Here is a 22,638-nt window from a genome sequence, read left to right as displayed (position 1 = left end):
GGCATAGACTTTGCCGCGTCGCGCCGTTCTCGATCGAAAAATGTATTCATCTCAGCTAAAATAAACGCGGCGGTAACCGAACCCTGCGACTGTCGGACGGATAACTCCGGACTACAGTGGGCTGCCAAGCAGCCCGTCGCCACCAGGCACTGATCCGGGATCGGTGGGGCGAGGTGTTTCGCGCATGCGCGAAAAGTCCAGTAGTCGAGTGAGTTTGCGCACGACGGTGCTGCTGCTTTGCGCGCACCTTGGGGCATCTCCGGCGAATGCCCAGGAAATGACGACATCGCTGGTCGACATCCATCAGGGCTCGCCGCTCAGCGACCGCGCGAGAGGCCTAGGCGCCGGCGGTTATGAATTGCAGAACGGAAGCCAGGTATCTTTCGACCAATGGTATCATGCAAACTGGGTCGATATGCACGTGGAGTTGCTGACCCAGATCACGGAGAATACCGGTGTCCTCTGGGGATTTGGGACCGGAGAAGAAGGCGAGAAGTATCGGATCGAGCCCAGCCTGAAGCTTGGTTTCCTCACTCAGGTGCATCCGAGCCCGAACAGCACTCTTTCCGTGGCGCTCACCACCACCATCGGGGGCAATCTCACCGAAAAATCCTGCCAGGCCGATTACGGAGATTTGGGCAGCTACAGCGTCAACTGCCGGCTCGCCGCCAGCGAGATGGCGCCTGAGGAAACCTTGAAATATCTGGTTAACGCTAAACCGGAGAGCCAGCACCTCTGGCTGAACTACCGTGTTACGTTCTGATCGCCGGGATCCGCAGATGAAAAAATCATGTCGCCCCGAAGTTCGCGATCGTCTGTCCCAGTTCTTGTTTGACCGGAGTAAGAACATGTCAGCTAGTCACTTGAAATTCGGTATCGCCATGGCTTTCGCCATCCTGTCGGCGCCGATCGCGTCGGCACAGGAGGCACCCAATGCGGACGAGATGGCCGCACTGTGCCATGGCGGCCGCTCCATATGTATGAGCGCAACGATCCCGGCCGCACGCACGCAAGCCGTGCAAGGATGGATGAGCCCCGACGTTGGCGCTGCATGGGCCGCGGGATACAAGGGCAAGGGCGTCACGATTACCGTCATCGACGACTTCAGCAGTTCGTCGCGCTTCTCCGGCAATTTCGGCATTGGGGTGCAATACCAACGGCACGGCGAATGGACCCGTGAGGAAGCCGGCATGATCGCACCTTCGGCGACGATCAGGTCGAAGGACTTCACAAGCGGCACAGCCGTCAACCTGGCGAACGGTCTGAACGTGCTCAACCTCAGCTACGGCATGTATGCAGCCCAGGGCTATAGCGTAAACCAGATCGGATGGAGCGCGGAGGAAGCTTCGATCATCTCCTATGCCACCAAAGGATCAGCCGTTGTTTCCAAGGCAGCCGGTAACGATTCGATTGCCGTCGGCGGTATCACGAACGGCCAGCAGGACTATCTCGACATGGCCCTGGTCGGCAAAGCGTCGGCGATCTTCGTCGGCGCGCTGGCAACGAATGGCACAACGGCAATCCCGGCCCAGCTTGCCTGGTACTCCAACTATGCTGGCTCCAACCCGCTCGTGCAAAGCCACTTCCTCGTGGTTGGCGTGGATGGAAGCAAGACAGGCCTTTATGGCACCTCCTTCGCCGCACCGATCATTTCAGGATATGCAGCGATAATAGGCAGCAAATTCACCAAAGCTACGCCGACCCAGATCACCAACGATCTGCTCAACACGGCTCGCACCGATACGCTCGTCAACTACAGCGCCTCCGTCTACGGCAAAGGCGAAGCAAGCCTTTCACGCGCCCTGGCGCCCGTAGCGATCAGATAGGCGGGCAGCGTCTCGCCCGATGATGTTTGGAACGGTTCGGCGTTCGTGAAACGGTGAACCGCTCTAGGTTTCAAGTGCCTTCGCGGCGCGTTCGAGCAACGCGCCGCGATCAGGCGCAAACCCCGCCTCGACCCATTCCGCCTCGAGGTTTTTGAGAATCTCGCCAAGCTTCGGCCCTGGCTTCGCGCCGAGCGCGGTCAGATCGGCACCTTTCAGCGGAAACAATGGTTTTTTCCATTTGAGCGCAAAGGCGAGCAGCCGCGAAAAACCGCCGGCTTCAAGCAGCGCCTCATTGTCCTCGACGGCGCGCACCCGCGCTGCGGCGAGCGACAGCCGCAGACGGTCGACAAACCCTTGGCGGTCGCCGCGATAGAGCCTTTTCGCAAGTTCGCCCTCGGTCGTCTTCGGCCCGACAGCGACGGTAAGCGCCCAGTGGCGCAGGCGGTCGGCGTTCCCCGTCGACAGCCTCAGCCTGTCGGCGAGTGTCTTCATGCGCGCCACGTCCGGCGGCACGATCGCTTCCAGCCTGAGCAGCGGATCCGGCGTCCAGCCCAGATCTTTCTCGGCCTTGGTCAGCCCATGGATCGCATCGATGCCCCACTTTTCGCTTTCCGGCAGCGCGCTGGTCAAAACGCCGGCCTGGCGCATCCACAGCAGCGCCCGCGATGGATCAGGGGCCGAGAAAAGCTTCCTCAATTCAGACCAGACACGCTCGGCCGAGAGCTGGACCATGCCGTCTTTCAGACGGGCGCAGGCCTTCAGCCCCTCGGCGTCCGGCCGGCCCTCGCCATACCAGGCGAAGAAACGGAAGAAACGCAGGATGCGCAGATAATCCTCGCGGATGCGCGCTTCCGGATCGCCGATGAAGCGCAGCCGGCGCGCCTCGATGTCGGCGACGCCGCCGACCAGGTCGACAACCCCGCCGTCGGCTTCGGCATAGAGGGCATTGATGGTGAAATCGCGCCGCTCGGCGTCGAGCTTCCAGTCGCGCCCGAACGACACCTTGGCGCGGCGGCCATCGGTCTCGATATCGGCGCGCAAGGTGGTGACCTCGTGCGGCTTGCCGCCGGCGACCACGGTTATCGTGCCATGCTCGATGCCGGTCGGCACCGCCTTGAACCCCGCTGCCTCGGCACGGCGGATGGTTTGCTCAGGCAGGCACGTGGTGGCGACGTCGATATCGGCGACCGGTTGGTCCATCAGCGTGTTGCGCACGGCGCCGCCCGCGACGCGCGCCTCTTCGCCGCCCTCGCTGAGTGCGGCGAGCAGGCGCTGCAGGTGCTTGTCGGTGAGCCAGTCGGCCCTGCCCGCGATCGAGACACTCACGCATAAAGCCTTTCATAGAGCGTGCGGATGATGCCGGCGGTGACGCCCCAGATGCGCCGGTCGCCGTAAGGCATGTCGTAGAAGAACCATTCGAGATCGTTCCACATGCGGCTGTCGCGCTTGTGATTGGCCGGATCCATCAGGAAGCGCAGCGGCACTTCGAAGGCGGCGTCGACCTCGTCGGCGTTGATCGTCAGCTCAAAACCGGGCCGCACGATGGCAAGCACCGGCGCGATGCGGTAACCGCTGCCGGCGACATAGTCGGGCATGCGGCCGATGATCTCGATACGATCGCCGCCAAGGCCGATCTCCTCGAAGGTCTCGCGCAGTGCCGCCGCTTCCGGGCTGGCATCGGTCGGATCGATGGTGCCGCCGGGAAAAGCCACCTGCCCCGAATGGCTGCGCAGCCTTTCGGCCCGCTTGGTCAATAGAACCGTCGCATCGCCTTCGTGATCGACCACCGGGATCAGCACCGCGGCATTGCGCAGCGCCTTTGTCTGGTTGAGGCGCGGGTGGCCGGGATTGAAACGATGGTCGCCATAATCGTCGCCGGCATGCGCATCCGGCTGCGCCGCGAAGCGCGCGCGAAAATCCGCTGACGAAAACGGCGCCGGCGACACCTGGTCCATCACGCACTCAGCCGCTTCAATTGGTCCGCCGGCATGATCGGGAAAACCGCGCCCCTGGAGCGTACGGCAAACATCGTCTTGCCGCCGATCGCGATTTCCTCGCCATGCCCGACCAGTTCGTACATCACCGGCCGCGCCACCAACGCCTCCAGCCGGCCACGCACCAGGACATAGGGCTTCAACCCGCCGGTCTCGTTCTCGTCGACGAAGCGCAGCGGCCGCTCCGGTCCGGCCTCGACCACATCGCCGACATTGGTGCGGAAAGTGACGATCTGCCCGTCGCCGCGGCCCGAAACGTCCATTTCGACGGCGATGAAGGGCGCATCGGCGACGCGGATACCGACCTTTTCCACCGGCGTCACCAGATAGGTCCTGCCGTCCGCGTCCTTGCGCAGCACGGAGGAGAAAAGCTGCACCAGGGGCATGCGGCCGATCGGCGTTCCCAGGTAGAACCAGGTGCCGTCAGCCTTGATTTCCATGTCGAGATCGCCGCAGAAGTCCGGATTCCAGCGCTCGACCGGCGCCGCGCCCTTGCCGGCTCGCGCCGCGCGCGAGATCAACGCCTCGAGCCCGCGCGCCTCGGTGGCGCCCGTAAGGCTTTGTTCGCGATGTTCGAAGGGTCCCGCCATGGTCACGAAATAGTCACTGTTGTTCCGCTTGTCAGCCTAAGTCTGTGATTTAAATTCCAACATAGGCGCCATGCGAGGCCGAATCGCGGCAACCCATGGTATGGTGCCGGCCGGTATTCCAACCATGGTATTTCCAACCAAAGGGATCGATGCGGCATGAGCGTGATGGTCAAGGAAAGCCCGATCAGCGAAAAGGACATGATCGCCGAGGCCGAGAAGGCGCTGGCCGACATTTCCAGGATCCGCGACGGCGTCGGCCGGGTCATCTTCGGCCAGGAGAGTGTCGTCGAACGCACGCTGGTGGCGCTACTGGCGGGCGGCCATGCGCTTCTGGTGGGCGTGCCGGGTCTCGCCAAGACCAAGCTGGTCGAGACGCTGGGCGTCGTGCTCGGCCTCGACTCGCGCCGCATCCAGTTCACGCCGGACCTGATGCCGTCCGACATCCTTGGCTCCGAGGTGATGGAGCAGGACGAGGCTGGCAAGCGCTCCTTCCGCTTCATTTCCGGGCCGATCTTCGCCCAGCTTCTGATGGCCGACGAAATCAACCGTGCCTCGCCGCGCACCCAGTCGGCGCTGCTGCAGGCGATGCAGGAGTACCATGTCACGATCGCCGGTGTGCGCCATGATTTGCCGGCGCCCTTCCATGTGCTGGCAACGCAGAATCCGCTGGAGCAGGAAGGTACCTACCCGCTGCCCGAGGCCCAGCTCGACCGCTTCCTGATGCAGGTCGACATTCTCTACCCCGAGATCGAGGCCGAGCGCCGTATTCTCCTGGAAACCACCGGCGTCGAGGATGCGAAGGCCCAGAACGCGCTGTTGCCGGTTCGGCTGAAGGAGATCCAGACCTTGATCCGCCGCATGCCGGTGCCCGAAAGCGTCGTCGGGGCGATCCTGGCGCTTGTGCGCTCGGCGCGTCCCGGCCAGGGCAACGCCGAGACCGACAAGCATGTCGCCTGGGGGCCAGGCCCCCGCGCCAGCCAGGCGCTGATGCTGTGCACCAGGGCGCGTGCGCTCTACGACGGGCGGCTTGCGCCCTCGGTCGACGACGTGCGTGCGCTGGCCGAGCCGGTGCTGCAACACCGCATGGCGCTGACCTTCGCCGCCCGCGCCGAGGGTACCAGCGTGCGCGATGTGGTGGCGAAGCTCGTGAAAGGGATTTGATGGCGCGCATCGGCGAGGTTCAGGCACCGGCGGCGACGCGTGACGCGCTCGCCCGCGGCCGGTTGCGGGCCTCGCTTGTACCCGACCTGCTGGTCGAGGCGCGCCGCATCGTCAACACGGTGATCGCCGGCTGGCATGGCCGCCGCAAGCGCGGCATCGGCGAGAATTTCTGGCAGTTCCGGCCCTATGTCGAAGGTGATTCCTCGCGCATCGACTGGCGCCGCTCGGCCCGCGACGACCATACCTATGTGCGCGACCGCGAATGGGAAGCCGCCCATACGGTCTGGCTGTGGGCCGATCCCTCGCCGTCCATGCTCTACAAGTCGACAGGCGCCAGCGTTTCCAAGCAATCGCGCGCACTGGTGCTGGCATTGGCCATGGCCGAGCTTCTGTCGCGCAGCGGCGAGCGCATCGCCTGGCCGGGGCTGACCGATCCGTTCACCGCCCGCAACGGCGCCGAGCGTATCGCCGCCCAGCTCATGCATGCCGGCGACTTACCGGCGAAACCCGATTTGTCCGATATCAGGCGCTTCTGCGACATCGTCGTCGTCAGCGATTTCCTCGACCCCGTGGACGAAACCATGGCCTGGCTCGACGTGCTCGCCCGCCACGGCGCGCGCGCGCATTTGATCGAGGTCGCCGACCCGGCCGAGGAAACCTTTCCCTATGCCGGCCGTACCGAGTTCACCGATCCCGAAACCGGCGACAAGCTTACCGCCGGCCGTGCCGAAATGCTGGGCGATGAGTATCGCCTGCTCTACGCCGCCCGCCGCCAGGAACTGGCCGGCTGGTGCAAGCGGCTCGGCTGGAGCTTTACCGTCAACCACACCGATAGGCTGGCTTCCGAGGCGCTGGTGCGCCTGCACATGGCGATGACCGCCGATGGCGGCTATGCCGGGCTGACCGGAGGTCATGCCGGGCTGACCGGAGGTCATGCCGGGCTGACCGCTGGTGTCGGTTCTGCCGGGAAGGCCGTCGCATGAGCTGGCTGCCGCTCTCCTTTGGCGCTCCCATGGTGCTGTGGGGCCTGTTGGCGCTGCCGGTGATCTGGTGGCTGTTGCGGCTGACGCCGCCCAGGCCGCAGACCGAGATCTTCCCGCCGCTGAGGATCCTGGCGCGCGTGCTGAAGCGCGAGGAGACGCCGCAGCAGAGCCCGTGGTGGCTGACGCTGCTGAGGTTGCTGATGGCGGCCCTTATCGTCGCCGCGCTTGCCGAACCGGTCTTCAACCCGCGCGAAAAACTGCCGGCCGAGGGCGCGGCCCTGGCGCTGGTCGTCGACAATGACTGGGCAAGTGCCGCCGACTGGGACAAGCGCGTCGCCACCGCCGAGCGGCTGATCAACGACGCCGGCTCGAACGGCGTGCCGGTCATCATCGCCTTCACCGCCGAAAAGCCCAATGCGGAGATCGGCCCCTTCGATGCCGCCGCGGCACTCAATCGGCTGCGCGCCGCCAAACCGCGGCCGATCCCGACCGATCGGCCCGCGGTCTATGCGCGCGTCGCCGGTGCGCTTGAAACCCTGCCTGGCGCTAGCGTCGCCGTGCTGGCCGATGGCCTGGCGGCGAAGGGCGACGAGGCCGCCTTCAACACGCTTTTGTCAAAAAATGCCGCCCGCGTCGTCTGGGCGGTGGCCGACCGGCTGTCGCTGACCGGGCTGATGGCCGCCGACAACCAGGTCGATGGCTTTGCGCTGACTGCCATCCGCGCACCGGGCGATCCAGCCCCGGCGCAGGTCACCGCCGGCGCCTTCGACGACAAGGGTCGCCGCATCGCCGATGCGACGCTGACCTTCGCGCCTGGCGAAACCACCGCCACCGGCACCATGGCGGTGCCGTTCGAACTGCGCAACGACTTCTCCTCGATCGCGCTCGATGGCGAGCGCCAGGCCGGCGCCGTGCGCGTGCTGGACGAAAGCTCCAAGCGCCGCCGCGTCGGGCTGCTGTCGCAGGCCGAGGCCGACCAGGCGCAGCCGCTTCTGTCGCCGCTCTACTACATCAGGCGCGCTTTGCAGCCCTTCGCCGATCTTGTCGAACCATCGAGCGCCGATCTCGCCGACTCCATCCCGCAAATTCTTGACCAGAAGCCGGCGATGATCGTCATGGCCGACATCGGCACCATTCCCGCACAGGTCCGGCAGAGGCTGGTCGACTGGGTCGACAATGGCGGCACGCTGGTGCGTTTCGCCGGATCGCGGTTGGCCGCCGCCAGCAACGACGACGACCTGCTGCCGGTCCGCCTGCGCACCGGCGAGCGTTCGCTCGGCGGCGCGTTGTCATGGACTTCGCCGCAGCCGGTCACCGAATTCCCCAAGGCCGGACCCTTCGCCGACCTAGCTCCGCCCAGCGAAGTCACGGTGAGCAGGCAGGTTCTGGCCGAACCGACGCCCGACATCGTCGAACGCACATGGGCGGCCCTCGCCGATGGCACGCCGCTGGTCACCGGCTTGAAAAAGGGCAAGGGTACGCTGGTGCTGTTCCACGTCACCCCCGAGGCAACTTGGTCGAACCTGCCGATTTCGGGTAGCTTCGTCGAGATGCTGCGCCGCGTCGTGCAGTTGTCGCGCAACCAGGGCGCGGCGATCGCCGGCGCCGAAGCCGCCGCCACCTCGCTGGCGCCCTATCGCATGATCGCGGCGGACGGCTCGCTGGTGCCGCCGACGCCGGATGCGCGGCCGCTTGTGCCGGGCGCGGGCGCGCCGCAGCCGGTGACTTTCGAGAACCCGCCCGGCCTCTACGGCTCCGAAACCGGCGTCTTCGCCCACAATCTGCTCGATGCCGCCAGCACGCTTGCACCGCTGGCGCGCCCACAGATTGCCGTTCCGGTCACCACGATCCAGTATGCCTTCGATGAATCGCGCAACCTGAAAGGCGCGCTGGTCGCGGCCGCCCTTGTGCTGATGCTGCTCGACACGCTGGCGGTTTTGTGGATGGGCGGCCTGTTTTCGCGCCGGCCGCGCCGTGCCGGCGCGGTGGCCACCACCGCCGCGATCCTGATTGCGCTCGGTGCACTGTTCGGCCATGCCGATCCGGCTCGTGCCGACGATGCCAAGCCGGGCGACGAAGTGGCAATAGAGGCGATTTCGAAGACCCGCATCGCCTATGTGCTGACCGGCGTGCCGGGGGACGATTCGATCAGCCGCGCCGGCCTCGAGGGCCTGACCCGCTTCCTGATCGAAAAGACCGCCCTGGAGCCGGGCGCGCCCGCCGGCGTCGACATCTCGAAGGACGAACTGTCGTTCTATCCGCTGATCTATTGGCCGATCGATCCGGCTGCGGCAATGCCGAGCCAGGCCGCGATCGCCCGCATCGATGCCTATATGCAGCAAGGCGGCACGGTGCTGTTCGACACGCGCGACCAGTTCGCCAACGGCATCGGCGCCGATTCGACCAGTCCAGCGACCGAGCGGCTGCGCGACATCCTCGGCGATCTCAACGTGCCGCCGCTGGAGCCGGTGCCGTCAGACCACGTGCTGACCAAGTCCTTCTTCATCCTGCCCGAATTCCCCGGCCGCTTCGCCGGCAGCCCGCTCTGGGTCGAGGCGTCGCTCGATGCCAGCAACGCCGACAACCGCCCGGTGCGCACCGGCGACGGCGTCTCGCCGATCATGATCACCGCCAATGATTTCGCCGGCGCCTGGGCGGTCGACGAGAACGGCGACGCGCTGCTGCCGACGGTGCCGGCCGACCCGATGCAGCGGATCTACGCATTGCGCGCCGGCGTCAACATCATGATGTACATGCTGACCGGCAACTACAAATCCGATCAGGTCCACGTCCCCATATTGCTCGAACGGCTGGGGCAATAGGATGACGCTCTTTCTTGCGCGCTCCGCGGATCAACCCCTCCCTGCAAGGAGAGGCTAAGGCATGAACTGGTCGATCTCCTTCGAGCCGCTGATTTCCTGGCCATTGCTGGCTTTGGTGCTGGTGCCGCTGGCGCTGCTTGCGCTTGTCGGCCTGTGGTTTCGCCAGCGTGGCGGCGTCCTGCGTCTGGTGGCCCTGCTGGCGCTCGCCGCCGCCCTGTTCAATCCAGTGTTTCTCAACGAAGAACGCGAGCCGCTGAAAAGCGTCGTCGCCCTCGTCGTCGACCGCAGCCAGAGCCAGGACATCGGCGAGCGCACCAAGCAGACCGACGAAGCGCTGGCCGGGCTGCAGCAGCGTCTCGGCCGCTTCAAGCAATTCGACGTGCGCGTCGTCGAGGCCGGCAAGGCCCAAGCCGCCGAGGAGCGTACCGAAACCCGGCTGTTCGGCGCGCTTGAGGGGGCGCTTCGCGACGTGCCGCCCTCGCGCATCGGCGGCGCCATCATGATCACCGATGGCGAGGTGCATGACGCGCCCGCCGGCAAGCCCGACTTCAATGCCCCGATGCATGCGCTGATCACCGGCAACGAGCATGAAAAGGACCGCCGCATCCGCTTCGAGCACGCGCCGCGCTTTGGCCTCGTCGGCAAGCCGCTCGACATGACCTATCGCGTCATCTCGACCGAGAACGAGACCGGCCCGGTCGACGTGCGCGTCTCGGTAAATGGTGAGCAGGTCGCCGTCGAGCATGCCACCGTCGGTCAGGCCATGCCGCTGCAGGTGACCATTCCCAGCGCCGGACGAAACATCGTCGAACTCGCCATCGACCGCGAACCGGGCGAACTGACCGATGCCAACAACCGCGCCATCGCGCTCATCGACGGTATCCGTGAGAATTTGCGTGTGCTGCTCGTCTCCGGCGAGCCGCATGCGGGCGAACGCACCTGGCGCAACCTGTTGAAATCCGACGCCTCGGTCGATCTCGTCCATTTCACCATTCTGCGGCCGCCGGAAAAACAGGACGGTACGCCGATCAACGAATTGTCGCTGATCGCCTTCCCGACCCGCGAACTGTTCGTCGAGAAGATCAAGGATTTCGACCTCATCATTTTCGACCGCTACCAGCACCGCGACGTGCTGCCGATCCTCTATTACGACTACATCTCCGAATATGTCGAAAAGGGCGGCGCGTTGCTGATCGCCGCCGGTCCCGAATATGCCGGCGAAAGTTCGATCGCGCGCACGCCGCTGATGTCGGCCCTGCCGGCGATGCCGACCGGCGAGGTGGTCGACAAGGCCTTCTATCCGCGCCTCACCGATCTCGGCCAGCGCCACCCGGTTACACGCGGGCTCGACGGTTCGGCCGCCGAGCCGCCGCACTGGAGCCGCTGGTTCCGCACCATCGGCGTGCAGAACCCCGAAGGCGAGGTGGTGATGAAGGGCGCCGACAACCGGCCGCTGCTGCTGCTCGACCACAAGGGCGAAGGCCGCGTCGGCATGCTCCTGTCCGACCAGGGCTGGCTGTGGGCGCGCGGCTTCGAGGGGGGCGGCCCGCACGTCCAGCTCTACCGGCGCATCGCCCACTGGCTGATGAAGGAGCCCGAGCTCGAGGAAGAGCGTCTGACCGCCGACGGCCGCGGCATGGTGCTGGAGATCCGCCGCCAGACCATGGCCGACGATCCAGGCCCCGCCCAGATCATTACCCCCTCCGGCAAGACGTTGAGCGTCAGGCTGGAGAAATCCGAGCCCGGCGTCTTCCTCGGCAGCGTCGAAACCAACGAGATCGGCCTCTACCAGGTCGCCAATGGCGACCTGACCGCGCTCGCCCATGTCGGACCGGTCAACGCACCGGAATTCGCCGATGTCGTCTCCACCGAAAACCGGCTGAAAGCGCCTGCGGAAGCCACAGGCGGCAGCGTGCGGCGGCTGGCGTCGTCCTCTGCCCTTGGCAGTGGCGTGACGCTGCCCTCCATCGTGCCGGTGCGCTCGGCCGGCGCGGCATCCGGCAGCGACTGGATCGGCCTGCGCACCACCGACGACAGCGTCTTAAAAGCCGTTTCCCGCGTGCCGCTGTTCGGCGGCTTTCTCGGCCTCGGCCTGCTGCTCCTGGCAATGGGTTCGATGTGGTACCGCGAGGGACGGTAGCTCCCTTCTCCCCGTCACTATACGGGGAGAAGGTGCCGGTCCACCCTCTGCAGCGCAGCTGCTGGGGAGGACGGGCAGGCGGATGAGGGGCAGCGCCAACTTGAAGTGATTGGCAATCTCCACGACCTGCGTAAGTGAATTATCGTCAGCCCTGGCGCCGCCCCTCAATGTCCTGCCGGACATTTCTCCCCGTATAGTGACAGGGAGAAAGAGGCTGTCGCGGATGGTTTCGCCAACCGTCGATGAGCCCTCCTCCTCACTCCTCCGGTTCTGTCGTGAACAGCAGCGGGTAGCCCTTGGCCTTGCCGGCATCGGTGGCGCGCGTCGCCTTGGTCTCGGCGACATCCTTGGTGAAGACGGCAACCACGCAAACGCCGCGCCGGTGCGCGGTGATCATGATCCTGTGCGCCTGGTCTTCGCTGAGCTTGAACTCGCCCTTGAGCACCGTCACCACGAATTCACGCGGCGTGAAGTCGTCATTGACGAGGATGACCTTGTAGAGCTTCGGCCGCTCGATCTGCGGCTTGACCTTGGTGCGCGGTTTGGTGGTGATTTCAGGCATCGGAACCGACAGTTTGGCGATCGATAACTTCGCTGTCTCATTTTGCCATGGGCAACAGCGATCGTCCATTTTGATTGGCGCGCGGCCCGGCTGCGGCCAGGCGCGACCATTCACGATCATGTGGGGCATTATGCCTGGGGTTCAACGGTCCTGACGACCGAAGATGTGGCGGCCCGAACCCGGCCGCATGGCCGCGGCGGATGGCACATCGGAGCGAAGGCGGTTGCCCTCGGCGTCTCCTCGGCGCTCCAGCCAGGCCGCGATGGGCCACGCGACGACGCAGCTGAGCGTCAAGCCGGTGAGCATGACCAACAGCCAGGCCTGCACCGGCGTGATGTAGTCCCAATTGGTGGAAATCACCGGAGCGAACAGCGAGGGCTCGGTGCGCCCGCTGGCGGGATCCGGCACCGGGCTGGCGGTGAACAGGATCAGCCCCCGGGCCGCAGCGGTGGCGATCAGGCCACCGAGCACCATCGAACGCAAAATGGACGAAAGCCGCTTCTTCATGCGGATTGCCCTACAGGGCCGGCGTTGCGATCGGGTTAAGGTCGGGTGAAGCGCCGGCACCGGCTTCGCCCACGCATCGGTCGGGCCTGTCGGTCCGCTTCGTCGCCGATGACGGCTCTTCAAGTGCTCGGACAGGAAGAAGGCCGCTCCAGCCCGAAGCAACTGGAGCGGCCTTTCGCAAGACTGGCAGGTATGCCGGGCCTGGATCAGGCCTTCGGCACGTCCTTCTTGACGGCCTTCTTGACGGTCTTCTTCGTGTCGGCCTTCTTGTGCTTCTTGACGGTGACCTTCTTCACCGGGGGCTTGGCGGGGGTCGTCTCGGCCGGAGCGGTGGTCGTCGTGGAAGCAGCCGGAGCGGTGGTGGTCGTCGTGGTGGCGGCTGCATTGCCGAGGGCCGGCATGGAGAAGGCGAGAGCGACGGCGAGACCAGTGGCGGAGAGGATGGACTTCTTCATGGCTTCATTTCCTTTTATGCGGGTCGAGTTTCTCGAGTTTCACTGAACTGGGTCGTTCGGTGTCACTCCAAGCAGCTTCAAAGCGTTGGCGAGCATCCGGATGCCCTGCGCCTGTTTCTTGGCGGCGCAGTACCGGTCACCCTTTTTCTGAAGTGCCTTTGCCGCGGTGACCTGCGTTGCCGTGGCGTGGGTTTCGAGGGCTTCATCGAATTGGTGGCTGAGATTGGCACACCGCTCGCTCCGGGTGGTTGGCGTCACCTTTGCGTCCGACTGTCCGACAGCGGCAGAGACCAGGCCTATGCCCAGCAACGCACCCAACAAACTGATCGACAACCTTGGCATCGGTTTATCCGTGAACCCGGAGACTTGCGTCGCGGCCAATGACCTGACCGCCACGGCACCGTTATGCCGCCCTACTTTTTCAGGAGTTTTTCCGGATTATAGAAATTTGTTTCTGGATTGTTTCTGGCCGGCCCGACGCGAAGGCCACGAATGCTTTCGATGTGGAGAATGCGGAATTCGTTCTCCCTCGAAATACCGGGCACTGGCCAACATATGGCCCGAATTCTATCGTGTGGCTGACCAGCCAAGAATAGTTTGGCCGGCAGCCGAGACAGACACCTGTGAAATCCGACGCACACATACTGATCGTCGACGACGACAAGGGCATCCGCGACCTGCTCCAGGAATTCTTCCAGAAGCGGGGGCTGCACACATCGGTTGCCGCCGACGGCACGGAGATGGAGACCATACTGCGCCGCGCGCAGGTGGACCTCATCGTACTCGACGTGATGCTGCCCGGCAAGAGCGGGCTGGAACTGTGCCGCGACCTGCGTGCCCAGTATTCGACGCCGATCATCATGCTGACCGCCGTCACCGAGACGACTGACCGCGTGGTCGGTCTCGAGATGGGTGCGGACGATTATGTGCCCAAACCTTTCGACCCGCGCGAGCTCCTGGCCCGCATCCGCGCCGTGCTGCGCCGCAACGGCGCCGCCGAGCCGAAGCGCGCCACCACCAAGCAGATCTACCGTTTCGCCGGCTGGACGATGGACAGTTCGCGGCGCCGGCTGACCGCGCCCGACGATGTCAGGGTCGAGCTGACGATGGCGGAGTTCAACCTGCTTCAGACTTTCGTCAAGAGCGCCCAGCGCGTGCTGACCCGCGACCAGCTCATCGAACTCTCCGGCGGCGACAGCGACTATTCCTTCGACCGCAGCATCGACATCCTGGTCAGCCGGCTGCGGCGCAAGATGGAAGACGACCCCAAAACGCCCAAACTGATCCTGACGGTGCGCAGTGGCGGCTACCAGTTCCTGCCCGAAACGACCTCGGAATGAGACGTTTCCTGCCGCAGACATTGCCTGTCTGGGTACTGCTGATCGTCATTGCCGGCCTTTTGATCAGCCAGGTGGCGACCCTCTATATCGTGGCGCGCGACCGCGCCGCGGCCAATGGTGTGGTCGACCTCTACCGTCTCAACGACCGCGCCTTCTCGCTGGTGCAGTTGATGAGCAGCGCCACGCCCGAGGAGCGCAAGGCGACCGCGGCCGGCCTGTTCAACTCGACTTACGCGCTCACCGTCTCGGATACGCCCGCGGTCACCTCATCGATCGCCAGCGACGACGAGCTGGCCGAGCTCGAAGACATCCTCGTCGGCCGACTGTCGAAATTCGGCGTCACCGACGCACGCGTCAGGCGCGATCCGGCGACGCGCGAGGCCGACGATGCCAGCGGCGCGGCCCCGGGACCCGATATCGGCCAGGTGGAACGAGACCTCCTGGTGCTGGCCGCCAACTTCGCCCAGAGCGACAAGCTGACGGCCTCGCTGCGCTTCGCCGACGGCCAGTGGCTGAACTTCACCGAGCCGATCACCCCCGCGGGCCCGATCCTGAGCGTCGACAGCCTGCCGCTTTATTCGCTGATCGCCGGACTGGTGGTGATCATGTCGATCTGGTCGCTGCGCCGGCTGACGGCGCCCTACCGGATGATGGAAACCGCCGTCAACAGGATCGGCAAGGACCTGAAGAGCCCGCCGATCGCCGAGACCGGCAGCCGCGAGGTGCGCGCCGCCGCCAAGGCGATCAACGCCATGCAGGCCCGCTTGCGAGAGTATGTCGAGGACCGCGAACATCTTGCCGCGGCGCTGGCGCACGATCTGCGCACGCCGATGACCCGGATGCGGCTGCGGCTGGAGCTGTTGCGCAAATCGGCGGTTCGCGAGGCGCTGGCGCACGATCTCGCCGATGTCGAGAGCATCGCGAGTTCAGTGATCGACTTCGCCACGTTCGAGGTGAACGAGGAGAAGAGCGAACGCATCGACTTCTGGTCGCTCGTGGAATCGATCGCCGACGGCTATCCGGACGTCTCGCTCGACGAGAACGATACCCGCTCGCGCGGCCTGATCTGCATGGCGCGACCGGTCGCGCTCAAGCGCTGCGTCACCAATCTGGTGCAGAACGCCGTCATCTACGGCAAGAAGGCGCATCTCAGCCTGCAACGCCTGGACACCATGATCACGCTGACCATCCGCGACGAAGGTCCGGGCATACCGCAGGCCCAGATCGACGCCGTGTTCGGCTCCTTCGTGCGCCTGGAACAGTCACGCAACCGCCAGACCGGCGGCCTCGGCCTTGGCCTCACCATCGCCCGTAACATCGCGCGCGCCGCCGGTGGCGAGGTCCGCCTGTCCAATCACCCCGATGGCGGACTGCTGACGGAACTGCGCCTGCCGCTGGCGGCATAGGTCTTGCCCGCGTGGCTCCACCCAGAGCAATTCCAGCAAAAGCGTGAAACGGTTTTCCGTCCGGAATTGCGTAAAAACTAAAGACACAGAGCGGTTCGAAACGGCGAACCGCATCTAGAAGGCGCTCCTTTCATCGCTCGCCGGTCCGGCCCGCCGAAAAGCTGCCGGCGTGGTGTTGAATTGCGCTTTGAATGCACGGGTCAGTGCCGCCTCCGAGCCATATCCTACGGTCGCCGCGATTTCACCGATCCTGGCAATTCCGGCGCGCAGTTGGTCTGCGGCAAGATCGAGCCGCCACGCCGCCAGGTAGCGTAACGGCGTCTGGCCGACGACTTCCGAAAACCGGGCGGCGAAGGCCGAGCGCGATAACCCGGCAATGTCGGCCAACGCTTCCACTGTCCAGCGCCGGGCCGGCTCCTCGTGCATTGCCGACAGCGCCCGCCCGATCGCCGGGTCGGCCAGGCCGCTCAGCCAGCCGAGATTTTGCGGGTTCCTGGCACCCCATTCGCGCACGGCCTCGACGAACAGCAGATCCAGCAGTCTGGCGATGGCGATGGCGGAACCGAGTTTCGGATACCGGGTTTCCTCGACGAGGAAATGGCTGGTCAGTTTCATCCATTCCAGAGGCTTACCGGATTGCGCCTCGATATGGACAAGCGCTGGCAGGACCTTCAGGAGCTTGGGAGCCAGCACCCCAGCGAAGGAGAACTGGCCGCAGACCACGTGAGTCTGCTCGCCACCGCCGCCGAAGACGTACGCCGAACCACGCCGGGTGGTCGCATTCGTCAACGCTTGATCCGCCGGAACAGGATTCAATGCCGGATCGCTGCACAGCACATGGCCTGCGCCCAACGGCAGGATGACCAGATCACCGGCCTCGATCCGGATTGCGTTGCCAGCATCTGGCTTTAGCCATGCCGAGCCGCGCTCCACGATGTGGAAATGCGACACTGGACGGCGAAAGCTCAGACTCCATGGCGCCGAAAAATCGTTGGCACAGACGAATTCTGCGCGCATGCGCACGAGGGAAAGAACGTCGGACATTGCATCCGGGGCGCCGCCGATCTTCGGCATCTGTCACCTTTCCGTCATCTTGCGTGGACGCTGAGCAAAGAAATCGAGCGCCTGGGCCATAGATCACGCTTTCGTTTGAGAACTACATTGCCACGCAATCAAGAGCGACAGTGAGGCGAAACGCAAGTGGCAGCGGGCGAGATCGAAGACGTATCCGATAAGATGCGCAGGGTAGGCGTGATGTCGCGCCGTAGCTTTTTTGCGACGGCAGCGGGCGGCCTGCTGTTGTCGGCAGGCACGTTTGGGCAGGACCAGCGAGGCCATCCGGTATCGCTAAGCGCGTGGCTGCGGGTGGCGCCGGACGACACGATCCTCATCATGATTTCGCAGTCGGAGATGGGGCAAGGCATTTCCACGACGCTTCCTGTTGCCTTGGCGGACGAACTCGGCGCGGACTGGTCGAAGGTCAAGACCGAATGGTCCCAATTCGACCCCGCCTATCGCCACCCACAATATGGCTGGATGTTCACCGGCAATTCTGAATCGACTTCGACCTTCTATCCCATCATGCGCACCATGGGCGCTGCCGCCCGCGAGATGCTGGTTCAGGCGACCGCCGTGAAACTCAAGGTCGACGCGACCTCGCTGCAAGTGCGAGACAGCAGAATTATCGACCCGACCTCGGGCCGGTCAGTGGGCTTCGGTGAGATGGCAGAAAATGCTGCCAGGCTGCCGGTACCTGACAAACCTGCGTTGAAACCCGATTCGGACCTGACGATGATCGGCAAGCCGCAGCCGCGGCGCGATATTCCACCCAAAGTCAACGGCAGCGCCATCTTCGGCATCGACGTCAAAGTGCCAGGCATGGCGGTGGCCGCGATTCGGCGAGCCCCTGCGCAGGGCGGCAAACTCGAAAGCTACGACAGGGCAGGGATTCTGGCACGGCCAGGTGTGATCGCCGCCGTCGAGATCGCCTCCGGTCTCGCGGTTGTCGCCGACCGCTACTGGACGGCTAAGCGCGCGCTGGACGAAGGCGGACCTGTCTTCGCAGAGGGGCCGCTGGCAGGCTACGCGACCGGGAGCCAGAGGGCCGACCACATGGCGCGCCTGAAGACAGGGGACTTCACGGTGAAACGCAGCGACGGTGACGCCAGGGCCAGGCTGGCGGTTGCGCCCCGCGTATTCGAGGCGACCTACGAGATTCCCACCCAGGCGCATGCCACCATGGAGCCGATGAACTGCACCGCCCACGTTACGGCAGATAGCTGCGAGTTGTGGGCGCCAACTCAGGGCGTGGAAATCACTCAGGCAATCGTCAAGGAGATGACAGGCTTCAGCGACAGCCAGATCGTCATCAACCGCACCTTTCTCGGCGGCGGCTTCGGACGGCGGCTGCTGGCAGACTTCGTACGGATCGCCGTCCAGGTGGCCAAGGTCGTAAATCGGCCGGTGAAGGTGATCTGGAGTCGCGAAGAGGACTTCGCCTACGACGCCTATCGGCCACCGATGACCCATGCGGTAAGCGCCGCTCTTGGCGCGGATGGCTTGCCGTCGGCCATGGTACACCGCATCGTCTCGCCATCGCACATGCTCTATGTGTTCCCGCGGTCAATGATCAAGGCGCAGCAGCCGTGGGATCGCCCGATAGCCCCGCCATCCGAATACGATGCAATGGCCGTCGAGGGAGTGCTCGATCCGCCTTACGCAATCGCCGACTATCATGTCGAACAGAATTACGTCGAGACGCCGCTGCCGGTATCGGTGTGGCGCACCACAGGCCATGGGCCGAACAATTTCGTTCTGGAAACCTTTCTGGACGAACTAGCACACGCCGCAGGCAAGGATGCGCTGGACTATCGGCTGGCTCTCGCCCGCAACGATTCGCGCGCCGTCGCGGTGTTGAAGACCGTGGCCGCGATGTCGGCTTGGGGGCGACCAACTCCGAAGGGCCAAGGCCGGGGTCTGGCATTGGCCAAGGCGTTTGGCGGTTATGCCGCTCAGGTCGTCGACGTTTCCGTCGATGGAAAGGACATTCACCCACTTCATGTCTGGACCGCGCTCGACTGCGGCAAGACACTAGACCCCGGCATCGCCGCCGCCAACGTCGAAGGCGGCTTGGTCTGGGGTCTTTCGGGGTTGCGCACCGAAGTGACCTTCGAGAAGGGTGCGGTGCAACAGACCAATTTCGACGCATTCGATCCTGTACATCTTTGGGAAACCCCGAAGACCGAGACCCGGTTCGTCGAAAGCGGCGCCAAGATCGGCGGCACGGGAGAACTCGGCCCGGTCCCGACGCATGCCGCATTCTGCAATGCAGTGTTCGCCGCGACCGGCGAGCGCATTCGCGCGCTGCCGCTGTCGCGGCATGGCTATCGGCTGGTTTGAGGAGGAGATCGCGATGATCAAGCTCACCGTTAACGGCAAATCGGTCGAAACTGCCGCCGACCCGGATACGCCGCTGTTGTGGGTGCTGCGCGACGATCTCGGTCTCACCGGCACCAAATATGGCTGTGGTATCGCTGCCTGCGGCGCCTGCACCGTCCATGTCGAGGGCGAAGCCGTGCGCTCCTGCTCCTACCCGCTGTCCGCGGCCGCGGACAGCGCCGTCACGACCATTGAGGGCCTGTCACCGGATAGCTCGCATCCCCTCCAGAAATCGTGGATCGACCAACAGGTGCCGCAATGCGGTTATTGCCAGTCCGGCATGATCATGGCTGCTGCAGCGCTGCTGAAAGAAAAAGCTAAGCCATCCGACGCAGACATCGACGCTGCCATCACCAACATTTGCCGGTGCGGCACATACCAGAGGGTGCGGCAAGCGATCCATCGGGCGGCGGGAGAGCAGGGATGAACCGTCTTGAACTGCTCGGCCCGATGATCGTGTGTTTGGTGGCGATAGGGTTGTGCGCCTCGCTTGTATTGCGGGCCGTGCCCGAAGCAGTCGCAAGCGACGGTCGCAGCGTCTCTCTGGCGGCCTTCGCGCGCATTGACGAGGTGCTGACCAGCCCGCGCTGCCAGAACTGCCATACGCTGAGCGATTTTCCCCGTCAGGGCGATGACCGGCATCCACACCTTTTCAATGTCATGCGCGGCCCGGACGGTCATGGCGCGAGCGGCTTGGCTTGTGCCACCTGCCATGGCCGGGCCAACAACGCGGCGAGCGGAGTACCCGGCGCTGATGACTGGCATTTGGCCCCGCGAGGCATGGGCTGGGAAGGGCTAGCGCCAGCATTGCGATGCGCCCATCTCAAGGACGCGAGCCGCAATGGTGGGCGGGACGGTGCCGCAATCATCGATCATCTCAAGACCGCGCTCGTTGCGTGGGCCTGGCAGGCAGGCGGTGATGCTCGCAAGCGCCCGCGAACGCCGCCACCAGTCCCCTACGACGAGTTCCTGAGGGCCGCCGAACTCTGGGTAAATTCCGGCGCCGCATGCCCGGAGGCGAATTGAGGAACCACCTACTGGAGCAAGTCCACGAAAAGTGTGAAACGGATGGAGCGGTTCGGCACTTCCATGAAACAGTGAACCGCTCATCCAGCCAGGCCAAGTCGCCCGCGTGCAGCGTCTGGAGATGCGTTTCCCGGCTTGGACGGGAGTTTTGAGCCAACGCGTATCACGAACCGCCGGTTCAATCGCCGCACCGTTTCGGGCTAGCTGAGCAAAAGGCGACTACCGCCGCAGCACCGCGCTTAGCACGTCGCGGATGCCGATGGCGCCGACGAAGCGCGACTGGTCGTCGAACAGCGCCACGGGTGCGGTCTGCGAGCGATGCATGGCCAGCATCACGGTTTTCAGCGAGGTGCCGGGATTGGCCCAGAACACTTGCGCGGCCTCCTCCGACTGGCTCTCGACGTCCGCGCAGGATACCCACACCGCCGGCTTGCCGTCGCGCTCGGCCGCCGCCACCAGCCCATGATCGTCGATCTTGAAGCGCGTCGTCTTGCGCCGGTCGAGCCAGACCCAGCCATTGTCGCCGTGTTCCAGGTCACGGCGGTCGCGCATCACGTTCCAGGCGGTGAGCACCGACAGCGGATTCACATTGGCGATGAAGTCGCGGACGTAGTCATTGGCGGGGCGCAGCACGATGTCTTCCGGCGCGCCGGTCTGGACGATGCGGCCGCCCTCCATGATCGTGATGTGGCTGCCGATCTTCAGCGCCTCCTCGAGGTCGTGGCTGACGAAGATGATGGTCTTCTTCAGTTCGGCCTGCAGCTGCAGCAACTCGTCCTGCAGTTTGGTGCGGATCAGCGGATCTAGCGCCGAGAACGGCTCGTCCATCAACAGGATCGGCGCCTCGGTTGCAAAGGCGCGGGCCAGGCCGACGCGCTGCTGCATGCCGCCCGACAGCTCATGGGCGTATTTCTTCGACCACTGGTCGAGATTGACCAGCTTGAGCTGGCGACTGACGCGTTCCTTGCGCTCGGCTTCCGGCACGCCGGCGAGCTCGAGGCCGAGACCGACATTTTCCTCCACCGTGCGCCATGGCAGCAGGCCGAACTGCTGGAACACCATCGCCACCTGCTTCTGGCGCAGGCGCCGCAAGGTCGCTTCGTCGCAAGTGACGACATCGACGGTGCGGTCGCCGTCCTTGACCAGCACCTGGCCGCGCGACACCACATTGAGCCGGTTGACGGCCCTGAGCAGCGTCGATTTGCCGGAACCCGACAGGCCCATCAGCACCGAGATCTCGCCCTCGTGCACGGTGAGGCTGGCGCCGGCGCAGCCGAGCACATTGCCGGTCTTCTCGAGGATTTCGGCGCGGGTGGCCCCTTTGTCGATCATCGCCAACGAACCCGCCTGGTCGGCGCCGAAGACGATGTCGACGTTCCTGAAATCGACGGCGACGGTCATTTCTTGCCTCCAACGCCAATGCGGGTCATGCGGTCGAGCACGATGGCGAGCACGACGATGGCAAGCCCTGCCTCAAGCCCGAGGTCGATCCGGCGTGAGCCAAGCGCCCGGTTGATTTCGGTGCCGAGGCCGCCGGCGCCGATCAGCGCCGCGAACACCACCATCGACAGCGACAGCATGATCGATTGCGTCAGGCCCGCCATGATGGTGGGCAGGGCCGAGGGTAGTTCGACCTTCCACAGCAGCTGGCTTTTTGTGGCGCCGAACGCCTCGCCGGCCTCGATGATCGATTTCGGCACCGAGACGACCCCGAGATGGGTGAGCCTGACCGCGGTCGGGATGACGAAGATGATGGTGACGATGAGGCCGGGCGCGTTGCCGAGGCCAAACAGGGTCAGCACCGGGATCAGGTAGACGAAGGTCGGCAGCGTCTGCATCAGGTCGAGCACCGGCAGCATGAAGCGGTAGACCTTCGGCTTGTGCGCCGCCCAGATGCCGAGCGGCACGCCGATGGCCATTGCCATGGCCGCGGCCGCGACGACCAGCACCAGCGTCTGCACCGTCTGTTTCCAGAGGTTCTGGTTGATGATGAAGATCAGACCAACAAAGACGCCGATGGCGAGCGGTCGCGACCGCTGCAGCAGCCAGGCGACGACGGCGATGACCAGCGCCAGCAGCACCGGCGGCACCATCAGCAGGATGTCGACCACTCCGTCGAGCAGGAAATTCAGGCCGTTCGAAAAGGCCCTGAACACAGTGTCGAAATTATCGATGAGAAAGCCGAAGAACGCCTTTCCCCAGGCGCCGATCGGAATCTTGTGATCGGCCATGAATTTCGAAATCGGATCCATATCGCCCCTCTCATGCAGGAGGCCGCCCTGCCCTCGGCCTCTACTGTCGCAACGTCATCTTCTCACAGCATATGAAAAAGGGCAGCCCTTTCCTAAATGGCTGCCCTTTTTGTTCCCACGGCGCCGCGCGTCTTTT

The 22,638-nt window shown here is 64.6% G+C and carries 21 protein-coding genes; 11 read left to right on the top strand and 10 right to left on the bottom strand.

Features of this window, described 5'->3' with window-relative positions; all coding sequences use genetic code 11:
- Positions 1-184: 184 nt before the first annotated feature.
- Together NKJ26_RS12715 and NKJ26_RS12710 are read left to right on the top strand one after the other, a co-directional pair.
- A complete protein-coding gene (locus tag NKJ26_RS12715; protein ID WP_352605172.1) occupies positions 185-763 on the top strand; it encodes a hypothetical protein in 579 nt (192 codons plus the stop codon).
- Positions 750-1,826 (top strand): S8 family serine peptidase, encoded by a 1,077-nt coding sequence (locus NKJ26_RS12710; protein WP_352695496.1) that lies wholly within the window; start codon positions 750-752, stop codon positions 1,824-1,826. Before NKJ26_RS12715 ends, NKJ26_RS12710 begins: the two co-directional genes overlap by 14 nt.
- Positions 1,827-1,889: 63 nt before the next feature.
- Here the strand turns inward: NKJ26_RS12710 and NKJ26_RS12705 are convergent, their stop codons facing one another.
- From NKJ26_RS12705 to NKJ26_RS12695, 3 genes are read right to left on the bottom strand one after another with little or no spacing between them, the layout of a single operon-like run.
- Positions 1,890-3,152, bottom strand: coding sequence for a CCA tRNA nucleotidyltransferase (locus NKJ26_RS12705; RefSeq protein ID WP_352695494.1), 1,263 nt, complete (start codon positions 3,150-3,152; stop codon positions 1,890-1,892).
- Entirely contained in the window at positions 3,149-3,781 is a 633-nt protein-coding gene (locus NKJ26_RS12700) for a CoA pyrophosphatase (protein ID WP_352695493.1), read from the bottom strand. The genes NKJ26_RS12705 and NKJ26_RS12700 overlap by 4 nt, the downstream gene beginning before the upstream one ends.
- Positions 3,781-4,410 (bottom strand): DUF1285 domain-containing protein, encoded by a 630-nt coding sequence (locus tag NKJ26_RS12695; protein WP_352695507.1) that lies wholly within the window; start codon positions 4,408-4,410, stop codon positions 3,781-3,783. The genes NKJ26_RS12700 and NKJ26_RS12695 overlap by 1 nt, the downstream gene beginning before the upstream one ends.
- Positions 4,411-4,566: 156 nt before the next feature.
- Between NKJ26_RS12695 and NKJ26_RS12690 the strand changes: the two genes are divergently transcribed.
- The 4 genes from NKJ26_RS12690 to NKJ26_RS12675 all read left to right on the top strand — a co-directional run bounded on the left by NKJ26_RS12690 (position 4,567) and on the right by NKJ26_RS12675 (position 11,516).
- Positions 4,567-5,571: an AAA family ATPase gene (locus NKJ26_RS12690; RefSeq protein WP_352605164.1), complete on the top strand. Its 1,005-nt coding sequence runs from the start codon at positions 4,567-4,569 to the stop codon at positions 5,569-5,571.
- Positions 5,571-6,554 carry a DUF58 domain-containing protein gene (locus tag NKJ26_RS12685; protein WP_352695492.1) on the top strand — a complete coding sequence of 328 codons (984 nt, stop codon included), beginning with the start codon at positions 5,571-5,573 and terminating at the stop codon, positions 6,552-6,554. The genes NKJ26_RS12690 and NKJ26_RS12685 overlap by 1 nt, the downstream gene beginning before the upstream one ends.
- A complete protein-coding gene (locus NKJ26_RS12680; RefSeq protein WP_352695491.1) occupies positions 6,551-9,376 on the top strand; it encodes a DUF4159 domain-containing protein in 2,826 nt (941 codons plus the stop codon). The genes NKJ26_RS12685 and NKJ26_RS12680 overlap by 4 nt, the downstream gene beginning before the upstream one ends.
- A 61-nt stretch (positions 9,377-9,437) precedes the next feature.
- Entirely contained in the window at positions 9,438-11,516 is a 2,079-nt protein-coding gene (locus NKJ26_RS12675; protein WP_352695490.1) for a hypothetical protein, read from the top strand.
- 256 nt (positions 11,517-11,772) lie between these two features.
- Here NKJ26_RS12675 and clpS read toward each other — a convergent pair whose 3' ends face one another.
- The 4 genes from clpS to NKJ26_RS12655 form a co-directional block, all read right to left on the bottom strand.
- Positions 11,773-12,078 (bottom strand): ATP-dependent Clp protease adapter ClpS, encoded by a 306-nt coding sequence (gene clpS, locus NKJ26_RS12670; protein ID WP_027024439.1) that lies wholly within the window; start codon positions 12,076-12,078, stop codon positions 11,773-11,775.
- A 141-nt stretch (positions 12,079-12,219) separates the two neighbouring features.
- Positions 12,220-12,585, bottom strand: coding sequence for a hypothetical protein (locus tag NKJ26_RS12665; RefSeq protein WP_352600880.1), 366 nt, complete (start codon positions 12,583-12,585; stop codon positions 12,220-12,222).
- Positions 12,586-12,791: 206 nt separating this feature from the next.
- The gene (locus NKJ26_RS12660) at positions 12,792-13,040 is read right to left on the bottom strand and encodes a hypothetical protein (RefSeq protein ID WP_352600882.1); all 249 of its coding nucleotides are present in this window, start codon (positions 13,038-13,040) and stop codon (positions 12,792-12,794) included.
- 39 nt (positions 13,041-13,079) lie between these two features.
- On the bottom strand, positions 13,080-13,382 hold the full coding sequence (locus NKJ26_RS12655) for a hypothetical protein (RefSeq protein WP_352600884.1): 303 nt from the start codon (positions 13,380-13,382) through the stop codon (positions 13,080-13,082).
- A 281-nt stretch (positions 13,383-13,663) separates the two neighbouring features.
- Here NKJ26_RS12655 and NKJ26_RS12650 point away from each other — a divergent pair, with 281 nt between their 5' ends.
- Positions 13,664-14,380, top strand: coding sequence for a response regulator (locus NKJ26_RS12650; protein WP_352600886.1), 717 nt, complete (start codon positions 13,664-13,666; stop codon positions 14,378-14,380).
- Complete coding sequence (locus tag NKJ26_RS12645; protein ID WP_352695489.1) at positions 14,377-15,786, top strand: ATP-binding protein; 1,410 nt, start codon at positions 14,377-14,379, stop codon at positions 15,784-15,786. Before NKJ26_RS12650 ends, NKJ26_RS12645 begins: the two co-directional genes overlap by 4 nt.
- A 114-nt stretch (positions 15,787-15,900) precedes the next feature.
- Here the strand turns inward: NKJ26_RS12645 and NKJ26_RS12640 are convergent, their stop codons facing one another.
- The gene (locus tag NKJ26_RS12640) at positions 15,901-16,860 is read right to left on the bottom strand and encodes an AraC family transcriptional regulator (RefSeq protein ID WP_352695488.1); all 960 of its coding nucleotides are present in this window, start codon (positions 16,858-16,860) and stop codon (positions 15,901-15,903) included.
- Between the two features lie 180 nt (positions 16,861-17,040).
- Here NKJ26_RS12640 and NKJ26_RS12635 point away from each other — a divergent pair, with 180 nt between their 5' ends.
- Genes NKJ26_RS12635 through NKJ26_RS12625 form a run of 3 tightly spaced genes read left to right on the top strand, consistent with a single transcriptional unit; the run spans position 17,041 to position 20,250 of the window.
- Complete coding sequence (locus NKJ26_RS12635; protein ID WP_352695487.1) at positions 17,041-19,185, top strand: xanthine dehydrogenase family protein molybdopterin-binding subunit; 2,145 nt, start codon at positions 17,041-17,043, stop codon at positions 19,183-19,185.
- 13 nt (positions 19,186-19,198) lie between these two features.
- Positions 19,199-19,651 (top strand): (2Fe-2S)-binding protein, encoded by a 453-nt coding sequence (locus NKJ26_RS12630; protein ID WP_352695486.1) that lies wholly within the window; start codon positions 19,199-19,201, stop codon positions 19,649-19,651.
- On the top strand, positions 19,648-20,250 hold the full coding sequence (locus NKJ26_RS12625) for a hypothetical protein (RefSeq protein WP_352695485.1): 603 nt from the start codon (positions 19,648-19,650) through the stop codon (positions 20,248-20,250). Before NKJ26_RS12630 ends, NKJ26_RS12625 begins: the two co-directional genes overlap by 4 nt.
- 219 nt (positions 20,251-20,469) lie before the next feature.
- On the opposite strand, the gene choV is transcribed toward NKJ26_RS12625, so the two are convergent.
- Together choV and choW are read right to left on the bottom strand one after the other, a co-directional pair.
- The gene (choV, locus tag NKJ26_RS12620) at positions 20,470-21,651 is read right to left on the bottom strand and encodes a choline ABC transporter ATP-binding protein (RefSeq protein WP_352695484.1); all 1,182 of its coding nucleotides are present in this window, start codon (positions 21,649-21,651) and stop codon (positions 20,470-20,472) included.
- Positions 21,648-22,502: a choline ABC transporter permease subunit gene (gene choW / locus NKJ26_RS12615; RefSeq protein ID WP_352695483.1), complete on the bottom strand. Its 855-nt coding sequence runs from the start codon at positions 22,500-22,502 to the stop codon at positions 21,648-21,650. The genes choV and choW overlap by 4 nt, the downstream gene beginning before the upstream one ends.
- Between the last annotated feature and the right edge of the window lie 136 nt (positions 22,503-22,638).

This window comes from Mesorhizobium sp. M0152, from assembly GCF_040322415.1.
GTDB lineage: Bacteria > Pseudomonadota > Alphaproteobacteria > Rhizobiales > Rhizobiaceae > Mesorhizobium.
Note: the sequence above shows the minus strand (reverse complement) of the source record. Positions and strands in the feature narration are given on the sequence as shown.

Coding starts and splice junctions, on each gene's coding strand:
- NKJ26_RS12715 (WP_352605172.1), top strand. CDS start 185: ATGCGCGAAAAGTCCAGTAGTCGAGTGAGTTTGCGCACGACGGTGCTG.
- NKJ26_RS12700 (WP_352695493.1), bottom strand. CDS start 3,781: ATGGACCAGGTGTCGCCGGCGCCGTTTTCGTCAGCGGATTTTCGCGCG.
- NKJ26_RS12695 (WP_352695507.1), bottom strand. CDS start 4,410: ATGGCGGGACCCTTCGAACATCGCGAACAAAGCCTTACGGGCGCCACC.
- NKJ26_RS12690 (WP_352605164.1), top strand. CDS start 4,567: ATGAGCGTGATGGTCAAGGAAAGCCCGATCAGCGAAAAGGACATGATC.
- NKJ26_RS12685 (WP_352695492.1), top strand. CDS start 5,571: ATGGCGCGCATCGGCGAGGTTCAGGCACCGGCGGCGACGCGTGACGCG.
- NKJ26_RS12680 (WP_352695491.1), top strand. CDS start 6,551: ATGAGCTGGCTGCCGCTCTCCTTTGGCGCTCCCATGGTGCTGTGGGGC.
- NKJ26_RS12675 (WP_352695490.1), top strand. CDS start 9,438: ATGAACTGGTCGATCTCCTTCGAGCCGCTGATTTCCTGGCCATTGCTG.
- clpS (WP_027024439.1), bottom strand. CDS start 12,078: ATGCCTGAAATCACCACCAAACCGCGCACCAAGGTCAAGCCGCAGATC.
- NKJ26_RS12665 (WP_352600880.1), bottom strand. CDS start 12,585: ATGAAGAAGCGGCTTTCGTCCATTTTGCGTTCGATGGTGCTCGGTGGC.
- NKJ26_RS12660 (WP_352600882.1), bottom strand. CDS start 13,040: ATGAAGAAGTCCATCCTCTCCGCCACTGGTCTCGCCGTCGCTCTCGCC.
- NKJ26_RS12655 (WP_352600884.1), bottom strand. CDS start 13,382: ATGCCAAGGTTGTCGATCAGTTTGTTGGGTGCGTTGCTGGGCATAGGC.
- NKJ26_RS12645 (WP_352695489.1), top strand. CDS start 14,377: ATGAGACGTTTCCTGCCGCAGACATTGCCTGTCTGGGTACTGCTGATC.
- NKJ26_RS12640 (WP_352695488.1), bottom strand. CDS start 16,860: ATGCCGAAGATCGGCGGCGCCCCGGATGCAATGTCCGACGTTCTTTCC.
- NKJ26_RS12635 (WP_352695487.1), top strand. CDS start 17,041: ATGTCGCGCCGTAGCTTTTTTGCGACGGCAGCGGGCGGCCTGCTGTTG.
- NKJ26_RS12630 (WP_352695486.1), top strand. CDS start 19,199: ATGATCAAGCTCACCGTTAACGGCAAATCGGTCGAAACTGCCGCCGAC.
- NKJ26_RS12625 (WP_352695485.1), top strand. CDS start 19,648: ATGAACCGTCTTGAACTGCTCGGCCCGATGATCGTGTGTTTGGTGGCG.
- choV (WP_352695484.1), bottom strand. CDS start 21,651: ATGACCGTCGCCGTCGATTTCAGGAACGTCGACATCGTCTTCGGCGCC.
- choW (WP_352695483.1), bottom strand. CDS start 22,502: ATGGATCCGATTTCGAAATTCATGGCCGATCACAAGATTCCGATCGGC.